General features: G+C 42.3%; 12 protein-coding genes and 1 pseudogene. All 13 read right to left on the reverse strand.

Annotated elements, in window-relative coordinates:
- Nucleotides 1–353: 353 nt before the first annotated feature.
- Nucleotides 354–2,915 (reverse strand): CHAT domain-containing protein, encoded by a 2,562-nt coding sequence (locus tag VB654_RS05065; RefSeq protein WP_323212499.1) that lies wholly within the window; start codon nt 2,913–2,915, stop codon nt 354–356.
- A gap of 123 nt (nt 2,916–3,038) precedes the next feature.
- Nucleotides 3,039–3,383, reverse strand: coding sequence for an S-layer family protein (locus VB654_RS05070; protein WP_323212434.1), 345 nt, complete (start codon nt 3,381–3,383; stop codon nt 3,039–3,041).
- Between the two features lie 151 nt (nt 3,384–3,534).
- Complete coding sequence (locus tag VB654_RS05075) at nt 3,535–6,174, reverse strand: S-layer family protein (protein ID WP_323212436.1); 2,640 nt, start codon at nt 6,172–6,174, stop codon at nt 3,535–3,537.
- Between the two features lie 97 nt (nt 6,175–6,271).
- Nucleotides 6,272–6,835 (reverse strand): annotated as a pseudogene (locus VB654_RS05080) (filamentous hemagglutinin); the annotation flags it as partial.
- Nucleotides 6,836–7,068: 233 nt separating this feature from the next.
- Complete coding sequence (locus VB654_RS05085) at nt 7,069–9,801, reverse strand: S-layer family protein (protein ID WP_323212437.1); 2,733 nt, start codon at nt 9,799–9,801, stop codon at nt 7,069–7,071.
- 81 nt (nt 9,802–9,882) lie between these two features.
- Nucleotides 9,883–12,339 carry an S-layer family protein gene (locus tag VB654_RS05090; protein WP_323212438.1) on the reverse strand — a complete coding sequence of 819 codons (2,457 nt, stop codon included), beginning with the start codon at nt 12,337–12,339 and terminating at the stop codon, nt 9,883–9,885.
- A 77-nt stretch (nt 12,340–12,416) separates the two neighbouring features.
- A complete protein-coding gene (locus VB654_RS05095; RefSeq protein ID WP_323212439.1) occupies nt 12,417–14,870 on the reverse strand; it encodes an S-layer family protein in 2,454 nt (817 codons plus the stop codon).
- A 193-nt stretch (nt 14,871–15,063) separates the two neighbouring features.
- Nucleotides 15,064–17,553 carry an S-layer family protein gene (locus tag VB654_RS05100; protein ID WP_323212441.1) on the reverse strand — a complete coding sequence of 830 codons (2,490 nt, stop codon included), beginning with the start codon at nt 17,551–17,553 and terminating at the stop codon, nt 15,064–15,066.
- Between the two features lie 88 nt (nt 17,554–17,641).
- Nucleotides 17,642–20,125: an S-layer family protein gene (locus VB654_RS05105; protein ID WP_323212442.1), complete on the reverse strand. Its 2,484-nt coding sequence runs from the start codon at nt 20,123–20,125 to the stop codon at nt 17,642–17,644.
- A 178-nt stretch (nt 20,126–20,303) separates the two neighbouring features.
- Nucleotides 20,304–21,980, reverse strand: coding sequence for a ShlB/FhaC/HecB family hemolysin secretion/activation protein (locus VB654_RS05110; protein WP_323212444.1), 1,677 nt, complete (start codon nt 21,978–21,980; stop codon nt 20,304–20,306).
- An 810-nt stretch (nt 21,981–22,790) separates the two neighbouring features.
- Nucleotides 22,791–23,939 (reverse strand): alanine--glyoxylate aminotransferase family protein, encoded by a 1,149-nt coding sequence (locus VB654_RS05115; RefSeq protein WP_323212445.1) that lies wholly within the window; start codon nt 23,937–23,939, stop codon nt 22,791–22,793.
- Nucleotides 23,940–24,126: 187 nt separating this feature from the next.
- Entirely contained in the window at nt 24,127–24,999 is an 873-nt protein-coding gene (gene cysW, locus VB654_RS05120; protein ID WP_323212446.1) for a sulfate ABC transporter permease subunit CysW, read from the reverse strand.
- Nucleotides 24,989–25,840: a sulfate ABC transporter permease subunit CysT gene (cysT, locus tag VB654_RS05125; RefSeq protein ID WP_323212447.1), complete on the reverse strand. Its 852-nt coding sequence runs from the start codon at nt 25,838–25,840 to the stop codon at nt 24,989–24,991. Before cysT ends, cysW begins: the two co-directional genes overlap by 11 nt.
- Nucleotides 25,841–25,880: the final 40 nt, after the last annotated feature.

Here is a 25,880-nt window from a genome sequence, read left to right on the forward strand (position 1 = left end):
GATTGGTGGGGTAAAGAAGTTGCCTCTAGAAGCTCCTCCCCTGGCTTGTCTGGGTGCGCCGTTATTGATTGGTGGGGTAAATGTCACAGCGTAGGCACTGTTCCATATACCGCTAGTTATGAGAGCGATACAGCTCAATAAACTAGCTAAATATTGCAGTTTCATGATTCAGCCCCTTGTCTAACAAAAGGTAATACTAAGTAGATTGATTCTGATTGTGGGCAGAAGTTTTTAACATCTATTTGGCTACAACTCAAAGTGAGAAATAGGTAATACCAATATAAACTAATATTGGCAATTAAATGTAAAAGATATTGCAAAATAGCATAAGACTATTAAGTAATCTTACTGCTCTAAAGCCAGTTGCCCACTAGAACAAAAGCAGACCAAAAGAAAGGATCTTGAAAATTAGTTTGGCGAATTAAGTTAATTTGGGCTTGCCGTAGTGCTTCGGCTTTAGTGATTTGCGGTTGCCGTAGTTGGTCATAGAAACGCGTCATTAGCATTTCAGCTGCGTTATCTTTAACAGGCCAGAGAGTGGCGATAGTTGAGCGCGCTCCCGATTTGACAGCCAAGCCAGCTAATCCCAGAACAGCGCGCTCATCTCCGGTTGCGGTGTCGCAGGCACTCAATACCAATAATTCAATCGCTTTAGATGAATCACCACTACGATTTTTGAGCAGTTCAGATAACTCTTGAACATTTACTTGTCCATCCCAGGTAAGTAAAAAAGTATCTTCGAGGCGGGAGCTAAACTGTCCGTGGGTTGCCAGGTGAACAATATTAGCGCGACTAGATTTGACACTATTAGCAAGGGTTTGATTGGTAAATCTCTGGTTCAGTAATGTTGAAGAATTTACTTTTTGGGAAATTTGCTTCACTTCTGATTTTACCGCAGGTAAAGCACTAAAGCCATGGCGGGATTCACTGATACCGCCAACGATCGCCTGAATGTTTGTTTGCTGGAATGATTGGGCAGCCATCAGTTGCAATCCAGGAGAGAGCGCCACAGCATATTTCTCAATTAGATATTCCTGACCATTAAATAAAGCAGCTATTGGTATATTTCGCAATTTACCATCTAGAACAAACACTAGGGTTTTGGTATTTTTGAAAGCTTGTTCTTGTTCCGCCGGACGAATCAGCCAATCATAAATTTGTTGAGACAATTTGTCTCGTTCTTGGGAATTTGAAACAGGGTTGAGAGCTACTAAGAAACGGTCGAGAGTTTGTTCTATATCAGCTTGAGATTTGTGAGTTACATAGTAACGCAGAGGTTGTCCAGCTTGAGAAAGAATCACTGCGAGGCGATCGCTCAGGATAATGGGATAAATAACTGTGGCTGTGGGGTCAACACTGTCAATCTGCTGTGCTTTATCTAAACAAGCTTCGCGGAAAAAGTTATCTAGTTCGGCAATTTGCAACGACTCAATTAATGCACGCGCCTCTATCAAAGCAGACTGGGTTGGTTGCTCATCTAGAAGTAAACTCACAAATTCCCGATATACAGGCTCTATACTTTCACGAAAGGAAAACTGTACATCAGGGTTTACCGCAATCATATCCCCTCGTAGTGCCTTTAATGATTGAACCGCTTCGGTATAAGCTCGAATTGCGTTGGGGCGATCGCCCTGCTGTTTATACAGCTTTCCTACCTGCCATGCTGATTGAGCAATGATATCGTTAGCCTGGAGTTGACGGGCAATGCTCAGAGATTTATGGGTTAATTCCTGAGCCTCTCCCCACTGCTTTCTAGCACTATAAAGTTGTCCCCATTGATGCAGTGCATAGGCTTGAGCTGGAGCATCTTGAATCTGTTGAGCAGATTTAACTGTGAGTGACATCAATTCTGCTAACTCTGGGAGGGGTAAAACTTTCTCAGGGTTTTCTAATTTATTTAACGTAGCGACAAAATTAATAGCTGCATAGAGGGAACTATGGCTAGGTGGTAATTCTGACAACTGTTGTTGTAATTGAGGTGCGAGGGGAATGGCATATTCTAGTTTGTTGTAATCTACCAATAACTTGAAATGACCTAAACGCGCTTGCAAAAGTTCATTCGGGTTCGTCGCTGCTGTTTGTGCGTCTTCAAAGTAATTTAATGCTGCTTCGGGATCTTGGAAGTCAGAGGCAACTTTCCCTAGACTGGAAAGAATGGAACTTAACTGAGTGTTAGCGGTAATTTTATTAGCTGTGGCTAAACTTTCTTCCAATACTTGCTGGCTTTGGCTATCACCGATTGCGTGTAAAGCTAAACCCAGAGATCGCAATCCACTAACTTTAACTTCCGAATCTGGCATTGCTTGTAGCTGTTGCGTTAGCATCTGCAACTGCTGTTTCGAGCGGCGATAAAATCCCAAACTTTGTAAGGCTTGTGCTTGGTTAATTTGACTACCGAAACTGCCTATATTGTCGCCAGCTTGTTCATAATATTTTTGAGCTTGTTGCCAAGTGTCTAGGGCTGTTTCCGATTGACCGATACGTAGTTGTAAATTTGCCTGTGTGTTGAGTATTTGCGCCCAGATAATCGCATCGGCAGAGGGTTTAGCGGTTTGCAAAATCTTCACACCTTGCTCGATAGATTGTCTCGCAGCTTCCCACTGACTAAGTTCCTGTTGTGCTAGTGATAGGTAACTTAAACTTAGGGCTTCATTGGTGCGATCGCCTTGGGCATGATATTTTTGTACTGCGGTTTGCCAAGCTGTCACAGCCTCAGCAAAGCGTCCTGATTGGTAGAGGGTTCGTCCCTGTTCTAAGTGGTTAGTAGGTTGGGAAGTGGATAATGACAAATTGATGGTAGAAGTTGTGAATTGCGGTACCGATGCTTTTGCAGGAGTCATGGTAACTGCTAAACAGAACATCAAAAGACCTAAGCAAACATAAAGCCAACGATTTTGTTTCATGGAGGGAATCATAGAAATTACTGATAATTGAATTGAATTATTTAGAGACTTATGAGCCATAAATTATTCCTGTATATTTATATTGCCCAAATAGAGCTTTAAACTATCAGTGCGTACTTGCTGCACCTCTTTGAATCAATTGCTTGAACTGTTAGAAACATCAATACAGGCTAATGGTTGCTGCAAATGGGTAGGAGATTTAGCGGTAATTAACTCAATTGTGCCGTCAGTGTGACGATGCCAAGTAGTAGCTGAGACAAGAAAATCTGGTGATTTAGGCGTTTGGGCAATGACACTTGTATTTTGGTGAAAAGCAGAGATATCGCGCACGTCAGACCAAGTGCGATTGCTCCTCACTTCTTGAATGGGATTTTGCGGTATTCCTCCCCTACCGGTGGCGACAAAACTACTATTACTTCTATCTGCACATTTTGTTGAAATTTGCTGTGATGGGTCTGTCAAATTCTCTGGTAATTCCACAAAAGCAGAAAGCGATTAGGATTATGCTCAAAATAAAGATATGGAAATGATTATTAGTCTGATTAAAAAACGGTAAAAATAAAAATTGTTCCCTGTTCCCTCCTTTCAAATTGTCGGTTTAGCATAATAAGTACTGAAGAAGCAATATTGATTAACTTTGGGGTGCAGCCGCACAGGTTAAGGCTGGTTGTATCTGCGAAGAAGATTTAGCTACAACAAGCTCAATTTTTCCTTGATAATTGCGTCGCCAAGAAGTAGCTTGTGTTAGAGGTGCGGTTGGTGTTGGCATTTGGGCTGTAACTGGTTTATCTTGACGATATGCAGATATATCACGGACATCAGACCAAGTGCGATCGCTCCTCAGATGCTGAGTTGGATTATGGGGTACTCCTCCCCTACCGGTGGCAATAAAACTACTACCACTATTATCAGAACAAGCACTAACGATTTGTTGAGATGGGTCGGTGATATTGTCTGGTAATTCTACTAATCCAGAATTTGACTCTACACCAATATTATTAATTTGTACAGTGCCATTAACATTGAATTGAGAACTAGCGGTAATGTCATTGGTCAAAACTTCCCTGGGATTGAGAAGATTGCGATAATTCAACCCAATTATTCCCTGTGTTGTGATCTGAATATTACCACCCCTTCCTTGGACTGCATTGGCGATAATATCACTGTTTTCTAAACCGATAATATTTGGGGCTGTAATTTTAATATTACCACCATTACCACCTGCTTCTGCACTGATGAAACTGCCATGACGCATCAGTAAGACATCATTCACTTGCAGGTCAATATTACCTCCTTCGCCTGCATTGGCTTCGGAGCGAAGTTTGCCACCTTGAATCGCCGTTAAATAATTAGTCTGAATCAGCATATTACCGGCATTTCCTGTACCTTTGCCGCTAACTACAATTTCGCTGCGATCGCTAAGACTCAAATTTTTTGCGGTTACATATACGGAACCCGCAGTACCCGGACCGGTGGAAGAAGCATACAATCCACTTGGGCCAGTGGCATCCAGCGAGTAAAGCAGTTGACCACTCGGTACTTGACTAACACCTGCAATATTGATGGAATTGGCTTGAATGGAAATATTTCCAGCTTCACCATAGGTTTCAGTTGAGGTGGAAATTCTTCCTCCGTCAAGTAAGTTCAGCTGATCAACATTAAAAGTAATGTTGCCACCTTGTCCCTGACCCAGACTAATTAGTCTATTATTAAAGAAATCGTAGTTACCGTTTGTTGAGGCAAAAAATCTGGTTGCCACTCCAGTTGATGAACTACCACCCAGAGTTACTTCCTCAGCATTGACAATAATGTTTCCCGATGCACCTTCACCATAAGTCCCTGTGCGAATACCAGGGCCATTCAATACTTCTAGTTTACCGACATTGAGAATAATATCTCCACCTTTACCGGTGGCATTTTCACGGATACTGGTACTCATCCCTGTCAAAAAAGCAGGTTCACCTGTGCCAGTTTCGCCTGTCACACTTAAGTGATTGGCTGTGACGATGATATTGCCACCATCACCAGTTCCTCTGGCAGTAGAACGAAATTCAGCCCCGTCTCGAATGTTGACTTGTGTCGCATCAATGGTGACATTACCGCCCCGACCTTGGGAACCATTGATTGTATTAGATGCGAGAGTACTTACACTAAATCTTCGTCGTGTCGGTGCATGGATGGCTTCCCCAATCACATTCACAGTTTCACCCTTGACTGTAATATTGCCAGAATCTCCGATTCCATAAGCACGGGTGTTAATTTGTGCGCCTTTTAAAACATTGAGGATGGGTGTTTCAATTGTTATATCACTACCCTTTCCCCTAGCTGTTGCTTGGGAATAAGCTGCAATTACAGTGTTAGAACGGGATGGCTGACCAATGAGTTCCAGGGATTCGGAGGCTTTGACTAGAATACCTTGTCCAGAGCTTGTACCTAAAGTGTGGGCAGTGACAGTTGAAGAACCAGATAAGGTGATTTTTTGCCCATGAAGAGCGATCGCACCACCTTGATTTCCACTAGTATCAACCTTGGCTGCGTTACTAAAGTTCATGTTTTGGAACTGATTTACAGCATTAAAATCTAAGCTGAATCCAGCACTATTTGTAGACAGTCCCACTAGATTATTTGTGGCAACGCTTGCTAATTCAACTCTACCGTCGGGAGCAGTAATTGTACTCTGATCAAAATTTAAGTTATTTCCCACCAATGCAAATGTATTGCTCACGGGAATTGCTAAATTTGCTCCATTAACGTCGATTGAACTGGAATTGCTGCCCATTTGCAAGCCAATTGGCACGCTCATAGTTAATAATCTTGTAGCATCTGGATTAAAAGCAGTAAACTCAGTGCCATCCGCAAATTTGATGCTATTGGCAGTTGTGCCGACAAAGGAACCACCAACATTTAAGACAGCGTTGGCACCAAAAATCATCCCAGAGGGGTTGAGTAAGAAAAGATTAACACCGCTATTAGTATTGATTGAACCATTAATGTAGGAAACATTACCGCCAGTGACGCGACTAAAAATGTTTTGGATATGGGAATTGTGGCTAAAAGTTGCAGAACCGTAGCTGGGAATAGAAAATTGGCTAAAGCTATGAAATAAATTATTGCCAATAACAGTACCATCTGTAATCGTGTAAATGCTACTGCCAGACACCGCAGTGTTGAGAGTGCCATCAGGTATTACTTGTGCTTGAACCTTAGTGTCACCAAGAGATAATATGTAGATTACACCAATTAAGCCTAAGTGAGCCAAATTTACTTTCATCAACGTATTTGTAATTATGATTATCCACTTTGTATTTAGTTTTCCCAAAATAAATTTTGCTATTAAAGTAGTTTTGTAATGTTTGTGATAATTTTTTTCAAGTTTTATTAACAGCAGTACAAGTTAATGATGGTTGTAAATTCGCCAAATATTGATCAGTAATTAATTCAACTTGTCCTTTGGTGTTACGTCGCCAAGATGTAGCTTGGACAGGTGTTTCAGGAGATTTTGGTATTTGAGTTTGTAAAGCTTGTGTTTTGCGGAATGCAGAGATATTACGCACATCAGACCAAGTGCGTAGGCGTAGCCCGTCGTAGACATCGCTCCTCACTTCCTGTGTGGGATTTTGCGGTATTCCACCTCTGCCTGTGGCGACAAAACTACTATCAGTACTATTAGAACAACCTGTAGCAATTTGTTGTGATTAGTCAGTTACATTTGCTGGTAGTTCCACTAAGCCAGAGTTGGGGTCAACACCAATATTATTGATTTGCACAGTGCCATTGACATTGAATTGGGAACTAACTGTAATGTCGTTGGTGAGGTCTTCTCTGGGGGTGAGAGTGTTGCGGAATTTTAGACCAATGATACCTTGTGCAGTGATGTCAATGTTGCCACCTTTTCTTTGTACTGCATTGGCAATGATGTCGCTGTTTTCTAAATATATTTGTTATATTTGGCGTGTTTATTAAATCAAATGTTGCCAAACCACCAGTAGGAACAGAAAACTGATTGAAACTGTGAAATAAATTGGTAGTAGCATGATACCTGTTGAGATTCGAGTCACAAAACCTAAACAAACAGATAATATTTTCATTACAAAATCTCTATTTATACCCAGATTATGATTCCCAGAATCCTCTAGCCTTAAACATGAGTGATGAAAAAATATCCCTAGATCGATGATTTTTGAGAAGTAGCAGCACAGGTTAACTGTGATAAGTGCGATGTGGAAGATAATGTAGCTACTAGCTCAATTTTACCTTGAGCATTACGATGCCAAGAAGTAGCTTGGATGGGGATTTTTGGTTGTGTGGGTATTTGTGCTTGTATTTGTGGTGTGTTTTGGAATGCAGAGATATCACGCACATCAGACCAAGGGCGATCGCTCTTGACTTCCTGTGTGGGATTTTGCGGGATTCCACCCCTGCCTGTGGCGATAAAACTACTACCACTTGTATCAGCACACCCTGTAGCGATTTGCTGTGACTGATCAGTAACATTGGCTGGTAATTCTACTAAACCAGCATTTGGATCAACACCAACTGTATTAACTTGCACCGTACCACTTAGCCCAAATTGGGAGCTGGCTGTGATATCACTTTCCGGGGTGAGTTGGTCGCGGAATTTGAGTCCAAATAAACCCTGAGTTTGAATATTAATATTGCCACCAGCCCCTTTAATGGCATTGGCAGTAATATCGCTGTTGTCTAAACCAATAATAATTGGGGCATTAATGGTGATATTGCCGCCTGTGGCTGTACCTGTAGCATTGGTGTTAATTTTACTTTCATAACGCATCAATAAAATATCAGTGTTGAGAGTGATATTACCGCGATCGCCTGCGGAGACTTCCGAAAGTAGACTACCTCCTTCCTCCAGTTGGATCTGGTTAGCATTAACAATCAAGTTACCTGCATTACCACCCCCTGTATTACTAACGGAAATTTGCCCATGATCAAGAACATGGAGCCAATTTGCCACTAGATTAACTGAACCAGCCTCAGAGGTGGTAGTAGAAGCTGCCGTAATGGTACTTGGGAGAATGCGACCATTAGTTAAGGGTTGGGAATTACCCTCTACAGTAATATGATTGACTTGCAGATCAACGTTACCCGCCCCACCAATGCCCTCTGTGGAGGAGGTAATTTGTCCACCGTTGAAGACACGTAAACTCTCTGCTATCAGGCTAATATTGCCCCCTTTGCCTGTGGAATTCTCCCCTATTGCTACAGTAATACCACTGGGAGCTTGGCTGAAAATATCAACCACGGGATCACTGACTTCTACATTAGTAGCTTGAATTGTGATATTCCCAGCTGTGCCTCTACCTGCAAGTGCAGCATTCTGATTCCCGGCAATCTGACTGGAGATAGTTCCACCATCAGCCAAAGCGAGTTGTCCGGCGTTAATCGTAATATTGCCCCCTTGACCATCAACCAAATTGAGAATTGAACTAACGATCCCACTATTAAAACTGATGGCTGTTGTCCCACGAATCTCCAGGCTTTGAGTTGCCGTCACGGAAATATCTCCAGCTTTCCCAGTCACAGGCGAGAAACTACCAAACAAATCAGTGCTAATGCGTCCCCCATCCAGTAGTCGTATCCGTTCAGCCTCTACTGTAATTGCACCACTGTTATTCTTTTGCCCTCCCGCAACTAATGTTGTAATTCCCCCTGGAACACTACGCCCTGTAAACGGATTCGGAAATGGTGAGAAACCATTGATTTCTATATCTGTAGCCCGAACCTGAATATCGCCTGTTCTGGCATTATTGATCGGTGCGAAGGTAAAAAAGTTAGCACCAAAGTTAAGGGAATTGATCCAGGCGCTATTAGTAAGGCGCAATCGTGGAGTCTCAATAGTGATCTTTCCCCCAGTTGCACCACTGCCAGTTACACTGGTGGACAACCCAGGAGGGATATAATTTGCGGGATGAGAGATACCTAATAAATCTACAAATTCTGTGGTTTTGACAGTAATACCCTGTCCTTGCCCATTTGCACCAGTGGATGATTCTATATGTGAGCCATCTTGCAAGGTTAACCCACGACCTCGGATATTGATAGCACCCCCAATCGCCCCACTCGTATTGATAGAGGAGGATTGACTCAAGGTAATGTTGCCCCAGGTTGGTGATGGGGATGAACTCGCTAGTTGCCAGTTGCCAGATGTGGGTATATTCACAGTACCATTTTGCATCGCCCACAATTCCACACGGCTATCCGGTGCAGAAATGCTGGCACTATTGATATCCACTTGTTCCCCAATCAATGCCAGAGTTTGATTCGGTGCGATTGATAATGTAGGTGTCCGAAAGAAGATATTGTTGGCAGGCGTACCTTGGACTTCGATGACTGCGGCGGACTGTGCCAAAACTCCTGCATGACTTCCCATCTGCAAACCCACAGGTACACTCATCGTCAACAACGGTGTTGTAGTTGGATTAACAGCGCTAAATTCTGTGCCATCGGCAAATTTAATACTATTCGCTGTCGTCCCCACAAAGGAGCCACTAATATTCAAGCTGGCATTTTGTCCAAACACAATTCCATTGGGATTCATCAAAAACAAACTGACTGGGTTAATACCATGAAGCGTGCGAATTAACCCATCAATATGAGAAATATTTCCACCTGTAACCCGACTAAATATAGTTGTCGTATTTGGTGTGTTTGTTAAATCGAAGGTTGCTGAACCACCTGTTGGTATGGAAAAGTTACTAAAGCTGTGAAATAAATTATTACCTTGATTGATACCATTAAGAATATCAAAATTATTGCCGTTGGGGTTGACAATGGTGTTGGTTGTACCATCAGATGTTACCTGAGCCATTGCAGGGGGCAAAATTCCACATACTAAGATCCCACAGGCTACACCCCAGCACTCAGCAGTTACTTTCATTGCCCTATCTCCATGACCAACATATACTGAGGATGCCCACAATATTTTTTTTACTAACACTTCCAATGAACTATATGAAACTTAATTTTTAGTCACCGCAGCACAGGTTAATGGTTGTTGCACTTGAGCAGAAGATTTATTGGTAATTAATTCAACTTTTCCTTGGGTGTTACGTCGCCAAGATGTAGCTTGGACAAGTGTTTCGGGAGATTGGGGTATCTGTGCTTGTACTGTTTGTGTTTTGCGGTATGCAGAGAGATCACGGACATCAGACCAAGGGCGATCGCTCTTGACTTCCTGTGTGGGATTTTGCGGCACACCACCCCTACCTGTGGCGATAAAACTACTACCACTTATATCAGCACACCCTGTAGAAATTTGCTGTGACTGATCAGTGACATTTGTGGGTAATTCCACTAAACCAAAATTAGCATCTGTATCAATAGTATTAACATTTACAGTACCATTGACTCCGAACTGGGAACTGGCTGTAATATCACTTTCCGGGGTGAGTTGGTCGCGGAATTTTAGTCCAAAAATACCTTGAGTGGTAATTTCGATGTTTCCACCCATGCCATTGACGGCATTAGCGATAATGTCACTGTTTTTTAAACCAAAGATGATGGGTGAATTAATGATGATATTGCCACTATTGCCTGTACCACCAGCTTCGTTACTAATGAAACTGCCACGGCTCATCAGCAAGGTTTCACGCAGTTGCAGGTTGATATCACCCCCTTCGCCGACTTTTGTAGATGCTGCAAGACTGCCATTGTTGTCAAGATATAAGTTATCTGCGTTAATTTTTAAGTTGCCGGCATCACCTAGAACTTGATTTTGGGTAAAAACTGTTCCTTGGTTGCGAACGGTTAATTTAGGAGTATTGATTGTGACACTACCAGCGTTGGCAGTAGAGTTGCTATTAATAATATTTGCCACAGAAAATAAACGAGCGATCGCTCCAATATAGCTGGGATTTTCTGGGTCTTTCATGCCATTTACGTCGATTGACTCGGTGGCATTAATTGTCAGATTGCCAGCATTGCCAAAACTTACAGTCGAAACTGAAACTAAACCCCCATCTTGAACAGACAATTTGCGGGTATCAAGTTGAAGATCGCCGGCATTCCCCGCACCAAAGGTATTCGCTGATAAGAGACTAATTAAATAAGACCCTGGGAGGGTATCCAAACTTGATACCTCAACAGTATCAGCACTAATTTTGACATTACCTCCATTGCCACTCCAGAAGCTTCTAGTACCAACATTACCGCCACCGAAAATTTTCAGACTATCAGTAGAGAGCAATAAATCTCCACCTTGACCATTGCCATAAGTTGCAGCCATTAGCACACCAAATATCGGAGTATCAGAAGGATTCCCCGGTTCAATACCACCCACTGATACTTCACTGGCTTTGATCACGATATTACCACCGGGTGCTGAAGTATAGGTACGATTCTGAACCAGCGCACCTCGATCAATGTTGAGTTTGGGGGTAGTAATAACAATATTTCCAGATGAACCTGCTTGTAAAGTTTCATTGATGATCCCACTGGAAGTTTGAAAGTCCGGGGACATTCCCATCACTTGCAGCGATTCTGTGGCATTGATGGTAATATCACCCGCAACCTGACTACCTAGATTTTGTACTACCAATAAAGAACCATCTTGAATGTTGACCTGTTTTCCCTGGACTTGAATTGATCCTGGAGTGATTCCACGCACAGATGCTACAGCACGTTGGCTGAGATGAATATCGCCAAAACTATAGTTTTCATCAGGATAGTTCAGGGTTAATGCTTGAGGAGTTAAATTGATGTCGATATCGCCTTGAGTGATGCTTCCTAGTTCAATGCGTCCTCCTGGTGCGGCAAGAAAGCCACCATTGAGGGCAAGATTACCACCCACCAAAGCTAATGTTTTTCCAGATTTCACCTGTAACCCATTGGAACTGGTTAATCCCGAACTAGGAAATATGCCATTTAATAACTGATTGTTTCCTGTTCCCTCAACAGAAATCGTTCCGGGATTACCACCAAATTGTAACCCAATGGGTACACTCATAGTCAGCAGAGGCGTGGAATTGGTGTTGCTCCCCTGAAATTCTGTCCCATCCGCAAATTGAATACTATCGGCTGTCGTTCCTACAAATGACCCACCAATATTTAATTTGGCATGAGAACCAAAGATAATTCCGTTGGGATTGAGTAAAAATAAATTAGCACTACCATTGGCTTGAATTAAACCATCAATCTGAGAAATACTACTGCCAGTCACACGACTAAAAATATTTTGGATATCTGAAGCATTGTCGAATAAGGCAGAGCCATTTGTCGGAATTGAGAATTGACTAAAACTGTCAAATAAATTATTGCCGATACGATTGCCATTTGTAATCGTGAAATGATCTAAATTTTGGGAAACATCTGTACCAAGAAAACTATCGGGAATAACTTGAGCGTTAACACAACTGCTGCCAACAAAGTTTATGACTATTCCGCCGATGACACCAAAAACCGTAAAAGTTACTTTCATCAACCTATTGATATTTCTACTCTATTAAGTATTATTCCCAAAATATGATGATTTTGCTAACCTGTTCGGATATGTAATTAATTTTTGGACATTGCTGCACAAGTTAAGGATAGTTGCGTTTGAGTAGAAGATAGCTCCGCCACTAATTCAATGTTGCCTTGAGTGTTACGATGCCAGGCAGTGGCTTGGATGGGAATTTGTGGCTGTGTGGGTACTTGGGCTTGTACTGTTTGTTTTTTCTGGAATGCAGAGATATTACGCACATCAGACCAAGGGCGATCGCTCCTCACTTCCTGAGTGGGATTTTGCGGGATTCCACCCCTGCCTGTGCTGACAAAACTACTATCAGTAGTATTAGAACAACCTGTAGTAATTTGTTGTGATGGATCGGTGACATTTGTGGGTAGTTCGACTAAACCAGAATTGGGGTCAACACCAACTGTATTAACTTGTACTGTGCCACTTAGTCCAAATTGGGAGCTGGCAGTGATGTCGTTTTCTGGTGTCAGTTGTTGACGAAATTCTAATCCTAAAATACCCTGGGCTTGAATGTTAATATTGCCACCTTTACCTTGAAAGGCATTGGCAATGATATCACTGTTTTCCCAGCCAAAAATGATTGGTGAATTCATGGTAATATTGCCTCCATTACCGTTACCTTGTGCCGTGGAGGTAATTTGACTGCGATCGCGCATTAACAGCAAACTTCCCACTTTTAAGTCTATATTTCCACCATTACCAGATTCGGTCTGTGCTTGAATCAACGCCTGATTTTTTAATTGGATAATATCTGCGATAATGTTAAGGCTGCCGGCATTACCAGTACCTTCACTCGTTACAGTTACAGTAGCACCATCCGTCAGGCTCAGATTTGGTGTTGTAATGCTAAGACTCCCAGCATTTGCCGTCAGCATATCTGGAAAGCCAAATGTTTGGCGCAACTGAGCATTCAGATGTGTTGCAGAAGAATTAATGGCACTGTTGTTGCTATTGTTACGACCACTAATGGCGATCGCTTCACTTGCATTGATACTTACATTTCCCCCGTTACCAGCAAACAATGTCGATGAACCAATTCTTCCCCCATCTAAAATTTGTAATTTGCCAGTATTCAGGATCAAATCTTTGTTATCTCCGAACGCGAATGTAGCTAAAGTAATCGCACTGTCAAATCCGGAAGGGCTGTTTCCGATAACTGTAGTGTTTTGATTGCGAATTGAAATTTTACCACTACTTCCACTGCCAAACGTGACTGAAGAAAGGGAAGCACCACCAGATATTAGTAAATTATCACCATTAACGAATACATCACCAGCACTACCAGAAGCAAAACTCAAAGTACTAATGCCAGTAACTCCATTCGGGTTTATTTGCGAAAAACCAGATATTTCAATTGTTTCTGCATCAATTTCAATATTACCACTAGGAGCAATTCCCGCAGTTATATTATTTAAACCAGCTCCTTCTAAAAGGGTAAATCTTGGCGTAAAAATACCAATATTTCCCCCTGCTCCCATTCCATAAGTTTCGCTACGAACTCCACTCAACAAATTTCCATCGCTACTTCTGCCAATTAAATCAATTCCTGTTGATGCTTGAAGGCTAATTTCTCCACCGGGAAGATCGCCATAATTTTGTGCAAGTATCAATGAACCTGCTGTTAAACGGATATTTCTGGCTTGTAAACGAACAGAACCTGAATTTATACCACTTACGTTTATCAGTGACTTTTCTGCTAATTGAATATCACCAAAAATTTGTCCCTCCTCATAACCCAAGGTATAACCTTGTGCATTTGGGATTAAATTAACTTGCCCAGTTCCATTTGTACTGCCCAATTCTATCTGTCCTTCTGGGGCAGTCAATATAAATCCATCTATTTGTAAATTACCACCTACCAATGCTAAAGTTTTCCCTGAGTTGACCTGTAGTTCTGTCGAGTTAGGTGTTGGAAAGATAGAAGAGCCGCTATTTGTATATCCTCTTCCTTGAGTTGTGATAGAACCAGAATTACTGCCCATTTGCAACCCCACTGGTGCGCTCATTGTCAGCAAAGGTTTATCCGCACCTGGCACAGCAATAAATTCTGTCCCATCGGCAAACTTAATGCTATTGGCTGTAGTTCCGACAAAGGAACCACCAATATTTAAGCTGGCATTTTGCCCAAAAATGATGCCGGCTGGATTGATTAAAAATAAGTTGGCGTTACCATTAGCACTAATGGAACCATTAATGTGGGAAACATTACCGCCAGTCACGCGACTAAAAATATTTTGAATGCTCGTATGATTCTCAAATAATATAGAATCATTTGTAGGGATAGAAAATTGACTAAAACCATGAAATAAATTATTGCCAACACGAGTACCGTTGGTGATGCTGTAAATATTATTTCCATTTATAGAAGTAGTGGAAGTAACAGAAGTATTGAGGGTATTATCTTGTGTTATTTGGGCATGAACACTATTGTTGCCAAGAGCAGATAAGCAGATTAAACTAAGTAAACTAAGCCCGATAGAAGTTAATTTCATCAATTCAGTTTTTGTTGTGATTACATATCTATTGTTCCCAATTACAGCGCTTCCGGCTATTATGCAATACAGTTTTCTCCTTGTCCCTCTCCTATCATAGCTTTCAGCTTTGGGGATGTACCTCATAGCTGCCGGAAGTGCTGTAAGGAAATTTTGAACGTTAATTAGGGTTTGCTGTTCGCGCAGCGTGCCGTTAATTTTCGGCTACAGCAGCACAGGTTAAGGCTGATTGCATTTGCGAAGAAGATTGAGTTGCAACTAATTCAATTTTGTCTTGGGCATTACGTCGCCAAGAAGTTGCTTGGACAAATGTTTCTGGAGATTGTGGTATTTGAGCTTGTATTGGCTGTGTTGTTTGGAATGCAGAGATATTGCGGATGTCAGACCAAATGCGATCGCTCCTCACTTCCTGAGTAGGATTTTGTGGTATTCCACCCCTGCCTGTGGCGACAAAACTACTACCAGTTGTATCAGCACAACCACTAGCAATTTGTTGTGATGGATCAGTTACATTTGTTGGTAGTTCTACTAAGCCAGAGTTGGGGTCAACACCAATATTATTGATTTGCACAGTGCCATTGACATTGAACTCGGAACTAGCTGTAATGTCGTTGGTGAGGTCTTCTCTGGGGGTGAGAGTGTTGCGGAATTCTAGACCGATAATACCTTGAGTAGAGATGTCGATATTGCCACCTTTACCTTGAACTGCATTGGCGACGATATCGCTATTTTCTAATCCAACAATGATGGGGGAATTGATCATAATGTTACCACCACTGCCATTACCTTTAGCCTCTGTCGAAATGAAACTGTTGTTTCGTAAAATCAAGTCAGATTTGAGATTTAAGTTGATGTTACCACCTTCCCCAGAAGCAGTATTAGCAATTACTTGACCCTTGTTGTCGAGTCGTAAAGAGTTTGTATTTATAGTTAAATTACCTCCATCCCCCGATCCTTCATTATTGACAGTAACTAATGCTCTATTATCTATTTGCAATTTAGGAGTATTAATGGTTGCACTGCCAGCATTTCCACTAGGGCGATCAGGAAGTCCAAATAATTGACGCAAAGTTGTCGGTAAAATTGGAGCTGCTGCGCTAATACGGCTATTTCTGAGTTCTATTGATTCAGAAGCATTAATGGTGAGGTTGCCAGCAGCACCACTATTGAAAGTTGCAGTGTTAACATTCCCGCCAGTCTCTATAATCAGTCTGGATGTATTTAGATTTATAGAACCAGCATTACCTTTGCCAATTACAGTTGAACCAATACTAGCAGGAGATAAAGTTATTGGATCTAGACCCTTAATTTCTATAGTTCCAGAAACATTCACATTGATGTTTCCATTATTCCCTTGTCCAAAATTACTAGTTAGAATTACGCCGCCATCTGTAATTGTTATATTCGATGCAGTGATATTCACATTGCCCGATTTTCCAGAGCCAAAGCTAATTGTAGAAACTCCACTATTAGAAATCGGATTTAGCGGTGTTACACGATTAATTTGAATACCTCTGGAAATATTTACATTAATATTACCCCCAGAGTCAGAACCATAAGTTCTTGCCAGGACAATACCTCCATCATTTAGGCGTAAGTCTCCGGCAGAAACATCGATATTAGCACCTTTTCCTGAACCCAGAGTTTCAGTCATCAAGCGACTAGAAATAACTCCCGTCACAATTCCTACATCCGGTGCTGTCCTCACATCTCCAAAAAGGTCTAGAGAACCTGTTGCGCTAACGCGAATACTATTAGGTGCTTGGCTTCCGACAGTTTGAATCAAGGCAGCAGAACCATCTTTAAGACTAATATTTTGCCCTTGCAATTGAATTCCACGACTAGTTAACCCACTTGCATCCACTAAAGACTGATTTACAAGTTGAATATCTCCAAAACTCTCAATACTTGTATAATCTAATTGAAATTCTGAGGATGTAGAATTAATATTAACTGTACCGTCTTTGACTGCACCTACTTCAACTCTGCCATTTTCAGCAGTTAAAACCCCACCTGACACAGTGACATTTTGCCCAATTAATGCGATCGTTTGTCCGGAATTCACCTTTAAGGTTGATTGGGTATTATTCCGAATTACAGGAGTCAATGCTCCTCCTGTCAATTGATGTCCACTTCCCTGTACGCTAATATCTCTCGGATTCTGCCCCATCTGCAAGCCCACAGGGACACTCATTGTTAGTAAGGGTGTTGCGGTATTAACTGCACTAAATTCGCTCCCATCAGCAAACTTAATACTATTCGCCGTCGTCCCCACAAACGAACCACCAATATCCAACTTGGCATTTGCTCCAAACATAATCCCGTTGGGATTCATTAAAAACAAACTTACTGGATTATTACCACCAAGAGTTTTAATCAAGCCATCAATCTGAGAAATATTTCCACCTGTTACCCGATTAAATATAGTTGTAATATTTGGTGTATTAGTGACATCAAAAGTGGCTGAACCACTAGTTGGCACAGAAAAATTACTAAAACTATGGAATAAATTATTACCTTTTTCAATCCCATTTAGAATATTAAAATTATTCCCACTGGGGTTAACAATGGTGTTAGTCGTACCATCAGATGTCACCTGAGCATGAGCAGTATGACACCAAATCATCATGACACCTAATGACAATTGATTGAGCAAAACTAAACCAACAGAACTTATTCTCATTACTTATGTCTCTGATATTTGATGATTTATGCTTATGATTCCCTTCAGGTAAATACTTCTAACCCTCAATTGTGGATATTCACGAAAGTTAATTTTGGGAAGCGGCAGCACAAGTTAAGTATGATGGCAGATGAGCAGGTGATGGAGCGACTCTTAATTCAATTTTGCCGTTAGCGTTACGTCCCCAACCTGTGGCTTGGACAAGCATCTGTGGCTGTGTGGGTGTTTGTGCTTGGATTTGTGGTGTGGTTTGAAATGCAGAGATATCGCGGATATCTGACCAGGTGCGATCGCTCCTCACTTCCTGAGTGGGATTTTGCGGGATTCCACCCCGTCCCGTAGTAATAAAACTACTACCATCGGTATTAATATTAGAACAACCCGTAGCAATTTGTTGCGATGAGTCTGAGAAATGGGTCGGTAAATCTATTAAACCCGAATTAGGATCAATGCCAACATTATTAATTTGGACTGTACCACTGACACTGAATTGGGAACTAGCGGTAATGTCATTACTCAAAACCTCTCTAGGATTGAGAAGATTACGGTACTCCAAACCTATAATTCCCTGAGTTGTGATTTGAATATTTCCCCCATTTCCTTGTACGGCGTTGGCAATAATGTCACTATTCTCTAGACCAATCACATTGGGTGAATTAATGTTAATATTGCCGCCATTGCCATTACTACCTGCTTCGGCATTGATAAAGCTATCTTGACGCATCAATAATACATCCCGCAGTTGTAGATTGATGTTACCGCCTTCACCGGCTCTTGTATTGGCTAAAAGGTTTCCACCATTTTTGAGTGTCAGGGTATTAGTATTAATTATCAGATTACCAGCTGTGCCAGAGCCAGTATTTTGCACAAAAATCGTCGCATCATCAGAAACGTTAACAATGGGGGCGTTAATAACAGTATTACCTGCACTAGCACGGGAATTTGTATTAAAAACAGGCACAAAAGCACTACCAATATAACTGGGAGTTTCGCCTGGTTTCATACCACTCACATCAATCGATTCTGACGCATTGATAGTCAGTGAACCTGCATTGCCTAAAATTATGCCAGAAGTCGATACTCTCCCACCACCTTGAACAGATAGCTTACGGGTGTCAATGTTCAAATTTCCAGCATCCCCAGCCCCTAATGAGGGAGCTGAAATTATACTATAGTACCCACCTCTTGGCGCACCTGCACCTAAGACTTGAATTGTATCTGCCTTGATATTAACATCGCCGCCATTACCTGAAGAAAGAGGTCTAGCTGTTATATTGGCTCCGGCTGAAACAGATAAATTTTGCGTAGAAATGGAAATATCTCCGCCTTTTCCGGTGCTGAAAGAACCTGCTGTTATCTGACTAACGGCTCCAAGAAAAGCAAAGAAGTTCGGTGTAAGCTCATTGACATTTAGTGTAAGACCACTGACATCTATTGTGTCGCTATTGATAATAATGTTACCCCCAGAAGCATTACTAAATGTGCGGTTGATGATATAACCACCTTGATTAATATTTAACTTCGGGGTATTAACGATGATATTTCCTGCTGCCTCAGAAGATATGGTGTCATTGATTAAACTGCTAGAACTCCTAAAATTAGGGGATTTACCGATAATATGCAATGAATCTGTAGCATTAACCACAATATCACCAGCAGCTTGGTTACTACGATTTTGAATCAATACCAAAGAACCATCATGGATGCTTATCTGCTTTCCTTGAATGTGGATTGCTCCACTATTTCCTTGATTTACTAAATTAATATCGTCTGTGGATACTAAAGCTAAGTTGCTAAGGGTGATATTACCAAAATTTCCAATGTTGGGATAACTCAGGGTAAATCCTTGAGCAGTGGAATTGAGCGTAACATTGGCATTGCTGATGCTACCCAGTTCTATTTGTCCTCCAGGTGCAGAGACTAAACCGCCATCCAAGGCAATATTTCCACCTACTAATGCTAGGGTTTTGCCAGATTGTAGCTCTAATCCTTTGTTGAGTCCAGATACCTGAGAAGTTGTACTAACACTGCCATTGTGTCCGGCTCCTTGAACGGTTATTGCCCCTGCATTGTTACCAAGTTGTAATCCTACAGGGACACTCATAGTTAATAAGGCTGGCGATGTTGTGTTGGTGGTGCTAAACTTCAACTCATCTGCAAATACTATGCTATCGGCGGTTGTCCCTACAAAAGAACCCCCAATGCTCAATTTAGCGTTAGCCCCAAACAAAATCCCGGCAGGATTCAATAGGAATAAATTGGCACTACCTTGGCTGCTGATTGTGCCGTCGATATTTGATATGTTCCCCCCTGTGACACGGGCGAAGATGTTTTCAATGCTAGTGGCATTGTTGAACAAAACAGAACTACCTGTAGGGATGGAGAATTGATTAAAGCTATGAAATAAATTGTTCCCCACATGAATGCCGTTGGTGATGGTGTAATTATTACTACCACTCACAGTAGAGTTGAGGGTGTTATCGGGTGTTATCTGTGCGTGAACACTATTGTTGTAAATAGCAGATATACAAATCGCTCCCAAAAAACAAAAACCAACAAAATGGAATTTCATAAACCGATTTTTGATTTTTCCTTTCGTATTTATGATTCCCAATTAAGTATGTTGCATAACATGAATTTGTGGATACAACAGCCTAATAGCAGAGGACAAAAATTGTATTTCTGCTGTCTGCCTCCTGCCCTCTGCTTTTCTGCGGTCAAATTGTCTAAATCATGATGAGATAGATGTATTAAAACGGTGAATACCGAATTGAGAAGTACAAGCCATTTTCTTGGAGCGATCGCTTGTCACCTTCTACAGATGTCAAGGGAATTCCCCAATCCAATCTCGCTGAGAAATTGTTGTCTTGTTGCCACAACAGTCCTAGTCCAGTCCCAATTAATGTACTTTTGGATGGATTTTCCCCGTTGTGATTCCAGCCTGTACCCACATCTATGAATGGTATTAGTTGTAGCACGCCTCCCATGTTGGCAGCACGTAAAACAGGCAACCGGAGTTCTGCGGACAATAACATCCCATTATCTGTTAATAATGTATCTTGTCGATAGCCACGCACACTTACTTGTCCACCCAGTCCAAATTGCTCTAAAGGTACTAAGGAATCTGCTGCTATTTGCAAATCGCCTCTCACTAAAAATAATGTTTCTGGTGCTAACTGTCGCACCCATTGAGTTTGTCCCCGCCAAGCAAAAAAGCGGCTATCTGGTGCATCTTGATTGATATTGGCATCAAACCAATCTAAACCAATACTAAATTGCGATCGCGCGGCGAAAACTTGCTGATTATTACGTTGGGTATACTCTTGAGTAAAGCGGAGGGCAGAAATTTTGGTCTTGCCATCTGCATCTGCACCGGGTGATAAAGGAAATCCACCGATATTATCAAGACCTAACTCAGTTTGACTTTCTTGGCGGGAAAAGGATAGCCCTACTGCTAATTCCTGGGTGGGTGTTTGGATTAGTGGTTGGCGATAGCCGATTTCATAAGATTTGATATTTGACTGAATATCCAAGACACTGAATGGTTCTTCGATGACGTAGTTCCATCCTCTATTCAAGCCAAACCAGATAGTACCATTATGGGGATTAATTGGTAAGGCATAATCTAAATTTATTGTGTTACTGCCATCAGTATTGGTATACCCTACACTCAGGGTGTCGCCTAAACCTAATAAATTAGCTTCCCGTATTTCCACCCCTCTGCGAAAACTGCCCACACTAGGCGATCGCCCGTTATCTAAAGTTGTGGTGAGGGAGAAAGTATCAGCTTCTTGAACTTCAACTCGTAATATATTGGTTCCAGGCGTTACACCCATTTGCAATTCAGCTGACAAGTTTTGAATGCGTGGATCGAGGCGGAGTAGTTGGAGCTTTTCCATCAATTGTGGTACGTTTAGGGGTTTACCCGCACCAATTAAAATGCGATCGCGAATGTATTGACTACGTAATCGTCGATTACCAATAATTTGAATTTCTGCTAAACTGCCCTCTACTACCTGAATTTTAATGACTCCAGCTTCTACTGTCTGCGGTGTAATTAAAGCACCTGTAGTTACATAGCCATTATCCGTGTAGAGTTTACTGATTGCATCTTTGAGTTGCAATAGTTCTGCAAATGATATATCCCGTCCGACAAAGGGATCTGTAATAGGAGCAAAATCTGCTGGTTGAAAAATTGTACTCCCAACAACTTCTACGCGGTCAACCCGAAATTTCGCATCAGGGTCATTTTCTCGGAAAATTGGCTGATTATTCGGTATTTGCGGGGGAGGAAGTAATTGTTCTTGGTTGTTTGGTTGCGGTAGTACATCCGATGGTAAAGGATTTATCGGAATATTTTCTATGCGACCAGGTGGTAGATTTTGCGGACTGGCAGTTTGTGCGATCGCTTGATGATAGTTGCACAATAGTACTGCTAGAAAAAAACAGCCTCTTAGATGCAGCTTGAATATTGACTGAATAAATACCGAGTTTATAAATTCTTCTTTAACAACTAGCTTAATCAACGTCTTTCTCCTTAATTAACTTATTTAGCACAGAGTAATTTTTCCCTCGTTAGCGCTAATACTTATTTAATTTTTTACATCCTCTCAACAAACATCTTGATACATGGGTTTTGCTAAGGATGTATCGTTGGATCTGTAAGTTTATAAATAATGCCAACTTTAAATATGGTGGCTGTTTTTGTTATAACAACCATCAGAGGAAATACTGCTTTTTTCCCTCAAGTCAAGCTGAAAGGACTTGAGTCTTCTTCTTTTACTTTCCAGCAGGGTGATTGCTAGAAGCCTGATGAAGCAATCAATACAAGCTATCCTATTAGAAAAAAATGGGTCTTGTATTTGTGATGAGAAAATAATCGTGTGATTATTTGCTATGCAAAAGCTCTAGGGATGTTACCAGCAGATCATCGAGTCCTGATCATAACCCTAAATAAAGAACAAAGATAGTCTGATGAAATGGGGCAATTTATTGTTTGGAAATTTCTTAGTCAGTCATCCTAATTTAAATAGATCCAGTTCCCCTCCCCGCTTGTACAGGCTAAGGTGTACACACAAGTGATCGAATCGCCCCTAACCTCCAATTATGGGGGAATCAGAATTTTCAAAGTCCCCCAAACTGGGGGGATTTAGGGGGCAAAACAGACTCAAACGCAGACAGGCAGGACTTGTGTATACAGGAGGGGCTATCTCTGGGGTGTTTGATACAAATGATGGTTATTTGGGTAAAACTTGCCGGAATGCGGCTAGAAGTTGATCAACGCTTTCTGGGCGACTATTAAAACCCATCAGTCCCACGCGCCAAACTTGACCGGCCAATTCGCCTAGACCACCGCCAATTTCAATATTATGCTCATTGAGTAACTGCCGAGCGATCGCTTTACCATCAACCCCTGTAGGAATCCGCACAGTAGTCAAAGTTGGCAGGCGATACTCTTTCTCAACGTGCATACTCAGTCCTAAATCTTCTAAACCTTCCCAGAGATACTCCACATTCTTTTGATGACGTTGCCAGCAATTGGCTAATCCTTCCTCAGCCACTAAGCGCAATGCTTCCCGTAAGCCATAATATAGACTAATCGGTGCTGTGTGGTGATAGGTGCGTTCACTCCCCCAATACTTACTTAATAAAGACATATCTAAATACCAATTTTCTACCTTCGTAGAGCGCTGCTGCAATTTTTCCACAGCACGAGAACTCATAGTAAAAGGTGAAGCACCAGGAGAACAACCTAATCCTTTTTGACTACAACTATAAGCCAAGTCAACTCCCCACTCATCCAAAAATATCGGCACACCACCCAAACTTGTCACAGTATCTACCAGCAGCAAAGTTCCAAACTCACGGCACACCTCAGCCACACATTCTAAAGGTTGACGTGCGCCTGTAGAGGTTTCGGCATGAACCAAAGCCAGAATTGCCGGACGATGGGTTTCTACAGCAGTGCGGAGTTCATCAAGGCTGAAAACTTGCCCCCAAGGTTTAGTGATAGTTCGCACATCCGCACCATATCGCCCAGCCATATCCACAAGACGATGACCAAAGTAACCAGCGACACCAATCAAAACCACATCACCAGGTGCTGTAGCATTAGCGATAGTTGCTTCCATCGCAGCTGAACCCGTACCACTGACTGCGATAGTATGTTGATTTTCTGTCTGCCATACGTAACGTAGCAGAGATTGAATTTCATCCATGAGTTCCAGAAAAGCTGGGTCAAGATGCCCAATGAGTGGAGTATTCATAGCTTGAAGAACAGCAGGATGGGCATTGGATGGCCCTGGCCCCAATAACAGACGCAAGGGAATTTCTAGAGGTTTGAGTTGTAACTGCTGACTCTCCTTAATAGAGATACTTGGCATCATAATTTGTTTTCACCTCAACGATACTTTCCGCATCATAGGGCAACTCGGCACAGGGGAAACTCAATGTCTTTAGACCTGAGAGTTTCAAAAAGCGATACCAAAAGCGAAATCAACGATTGACCGTCAAGATTTATCTGTATTCATCTGTGGTTAATTACTTTTGATTTTTGACTTCCACACGGCGGTACTAGCTGTCTTCCTCATCTTTTATGCGGATGCGACGCTCAAACAGCTCCTTAATCACCAGCGTCGCCCCAGCAAGTCCCGCTAACACCACCGAAGCTGCAAAGGCACTTTGGGAATCGTAATTGCGATAAGCCCCTTCCACATATAAAGTTAGGGTCTGAGTCCGGCCAATTAAGTTACTGGAAACCACAGCAATAGCACCATACTCTCCCATAGCACGAGCAGTAGTGAGAATAATTCCATAGAATAATCCCCAGCGAATAGAAGGTAATGTGACGCGCCAAAAAATCTGCCATTCTCCAGCCCCCAAAGTTTTAGCAGCTTCTTCTTCTTGAGTACCTACTTCTTCCAAGATTGGGATGACTTCACGCGCCACAAAAGGCATTCCCCCCATCATTGTCGCCAAAGCAATAGCAGGGAACGAAAAGATAACTTTCATGTCCAAGGACTGTAGCACAGGGTCAAGTAACCCATTACGTCCATAGAGGGAAACCAGCATTAAACCTGCCACAATGGGCGAAATTGAAAAAGGCAAGTCAATAATACTTAGTAACAGAGTGCGCCCCCGAAATCGACGGCGGGCAATTACCCAAGCTGCACATAGCCCAAAAACTACATTTAGTGGCACAGCGACTGCTACAGCCAGAGCCGTGAGACTCAAAGCCTGTGTAAAATCACTATCGATGAGAGTAGCAAAAAACGGAGCTATTCCCCGGCTAAAGGCTCCAATGAATACATAAAGGGTGGGGAGAAGCAAAACCAGTCCTAAATAGGTGACTACTGCCGCAATCAAAGCAATTTTGCCCCACTCTTTACCCTTCTCAGAATTGATTCCTCCTGGGAGAGACTGAGTAGATTTAGGTTCAACCCTCATAACGTTGCCTCCAAGCTTGCAATAAGTTCACCATCAGCAACAGTACCAAGGAAATCAGCAGTAATACCGTACCAATAGCTGTAGCCCCAGCAATATCGTTTTGTTCTAGGCGCTGGAATACAAGGATGGGGGCAATTAAATCTTGATAGGGAATATTAGCTGCAATCAAAACCACTGAGCCATATTCTCCCACGGCACGAGCAAAAGCCTGGGTTGTGCCAGTGAGGATAGCAGGAATAAGCGGCGGCAGCACCACCCGCCAACAAGTTTCCCACTGGGAAGCTCCCAAAGACCAAGCAGCTTCTTCGATGGTATGGTCTAGCTCTTGCAGTACAGGCTGGACGCTACGAACCACAAAAGGCACAGAAATAAACACCATCGCCACTGCTACCCCCAAACGAGTGAAGGAAACCCTAATACCAAAAGGGGCGAGAAATGAGCCAATCCAGCCTTGTTCGCTGTAAACGGTGGTGAGGGTGATACCTGCAACTGCTGTGGGTAGGGCAAAGGGTAAGTCAATCACCGCATCTAAAACCCGCTTGAAGGGGAAGTCGTAACGCACCAACACCCAGGCGGTAGCAGTGCCAGCCACGCAGTTTATCGCGGCGGCAAAGAAGGCAGTACCAAAGGTGATGTTGTAAGTTGATAAGGCCACGGGGTCGGTAGCCAGTCGCCAAAATTCCGCAGGTGAAAGGGTTGCAGCCCGCAGTATCAAGGCGGATACAGGCAGCAGTAGGACAATAGAAAGATAAGTTATAGTAACTCCCCACGGCAAAGAAAAGCGCTTGAGCCAACTTTTGGGCGCATGAGGGAAAGTAGACTGTGTGTTTGAAACTGTCATAGTTGAGGAAAGGGGCAGGGGGCAGGGGGCAGGGAGCAGG

The organism is Nodularia sp. UHCC 0506, assembly GCF_034931045.1.
GTDB lineage: Bacteria > Cyanobacteriota > Cyanobacteriia > Cyanobacteriales > Nostocaceae > Nodularia.

What these genes read in the sequence shown, in the direction of transcription:
- VB654_RS05065 (WP_323212499.1), bottom strand. Translation starts at nt 2,915, where the DNA reads ATGATTCCCTCCATGAAACAAAATCGTTGGCTTTATGTTTGCTTAGGT.
- VB654_RS05075 (WP_323212436.1), bottom strand. Translation starts at nt 6,174, where the DNA reads ATGAAAGTAAATTTGGCTCACTTAGGCTTAATTGGTGTAATCTACATA.
- VB654_RS05085 (WP_323212437.1), bottom strand. Translation starts at nt 9,801, where the DNA reads ATGAAAGTAACTGCTGAGTGCTGGGGTGTAGCCTGTGGGATCTTAGTA.
- VB654_RS05090 (WP_323212438.1), bottom strand. Translation starts at nt 12,339, where the DNA reads ATGAAAGTAACTTTTACGGTTTTTGGTGTCATCGGCGGAATAGTCATA.
- VB654_RS05095 (WP_323212439.1), bottom strand. Translation starts at nt 14,870, where the DNA reads ATGAAATTAACTTCTATCGGGCTTAGTTTACTTAGTTTAATCTGCTTA.
- VB654_RS05100 (WP_323212441.1), bottom strand. Translation starts at nt 17,553, where the DNA reads ATGAGAATAAGTTCTGTTGGTTTAGTTTTGCTCAATCAATTGTCATTA.
- VB654_RS05105 (WP_323212442.1), bottom strand. Translation starts at nt 20,125, where the DNA reads ATGAAATTCCATTTTGTTGGTTTTTGTTTTTTGGGAGCGATTTGTATA.
- VB654_RS05115 (WP_323212445.1), bottom strand. Translation starts at nt 23,939, where the DNA reads ATGATGCCAAGTATCTCTATTAAGGAGAGTCAGCAGTTACAACTCAAA.
- cysW (WP_323212446.1), bottom strand. Translation starts at nt 24,999, where the DNA reads ATGAGGGTTGAACCTAAATCTACTCAGTCTCTCCCAGGAGGAATCAAT.
- cysT (WP_323212447.1), bottom strand. Translation starts at nt 25,840, where the DNA reads ATGACAGTTTCAAACACACAGTCTACTTTCCCTCATGCGCCCAAAAGT.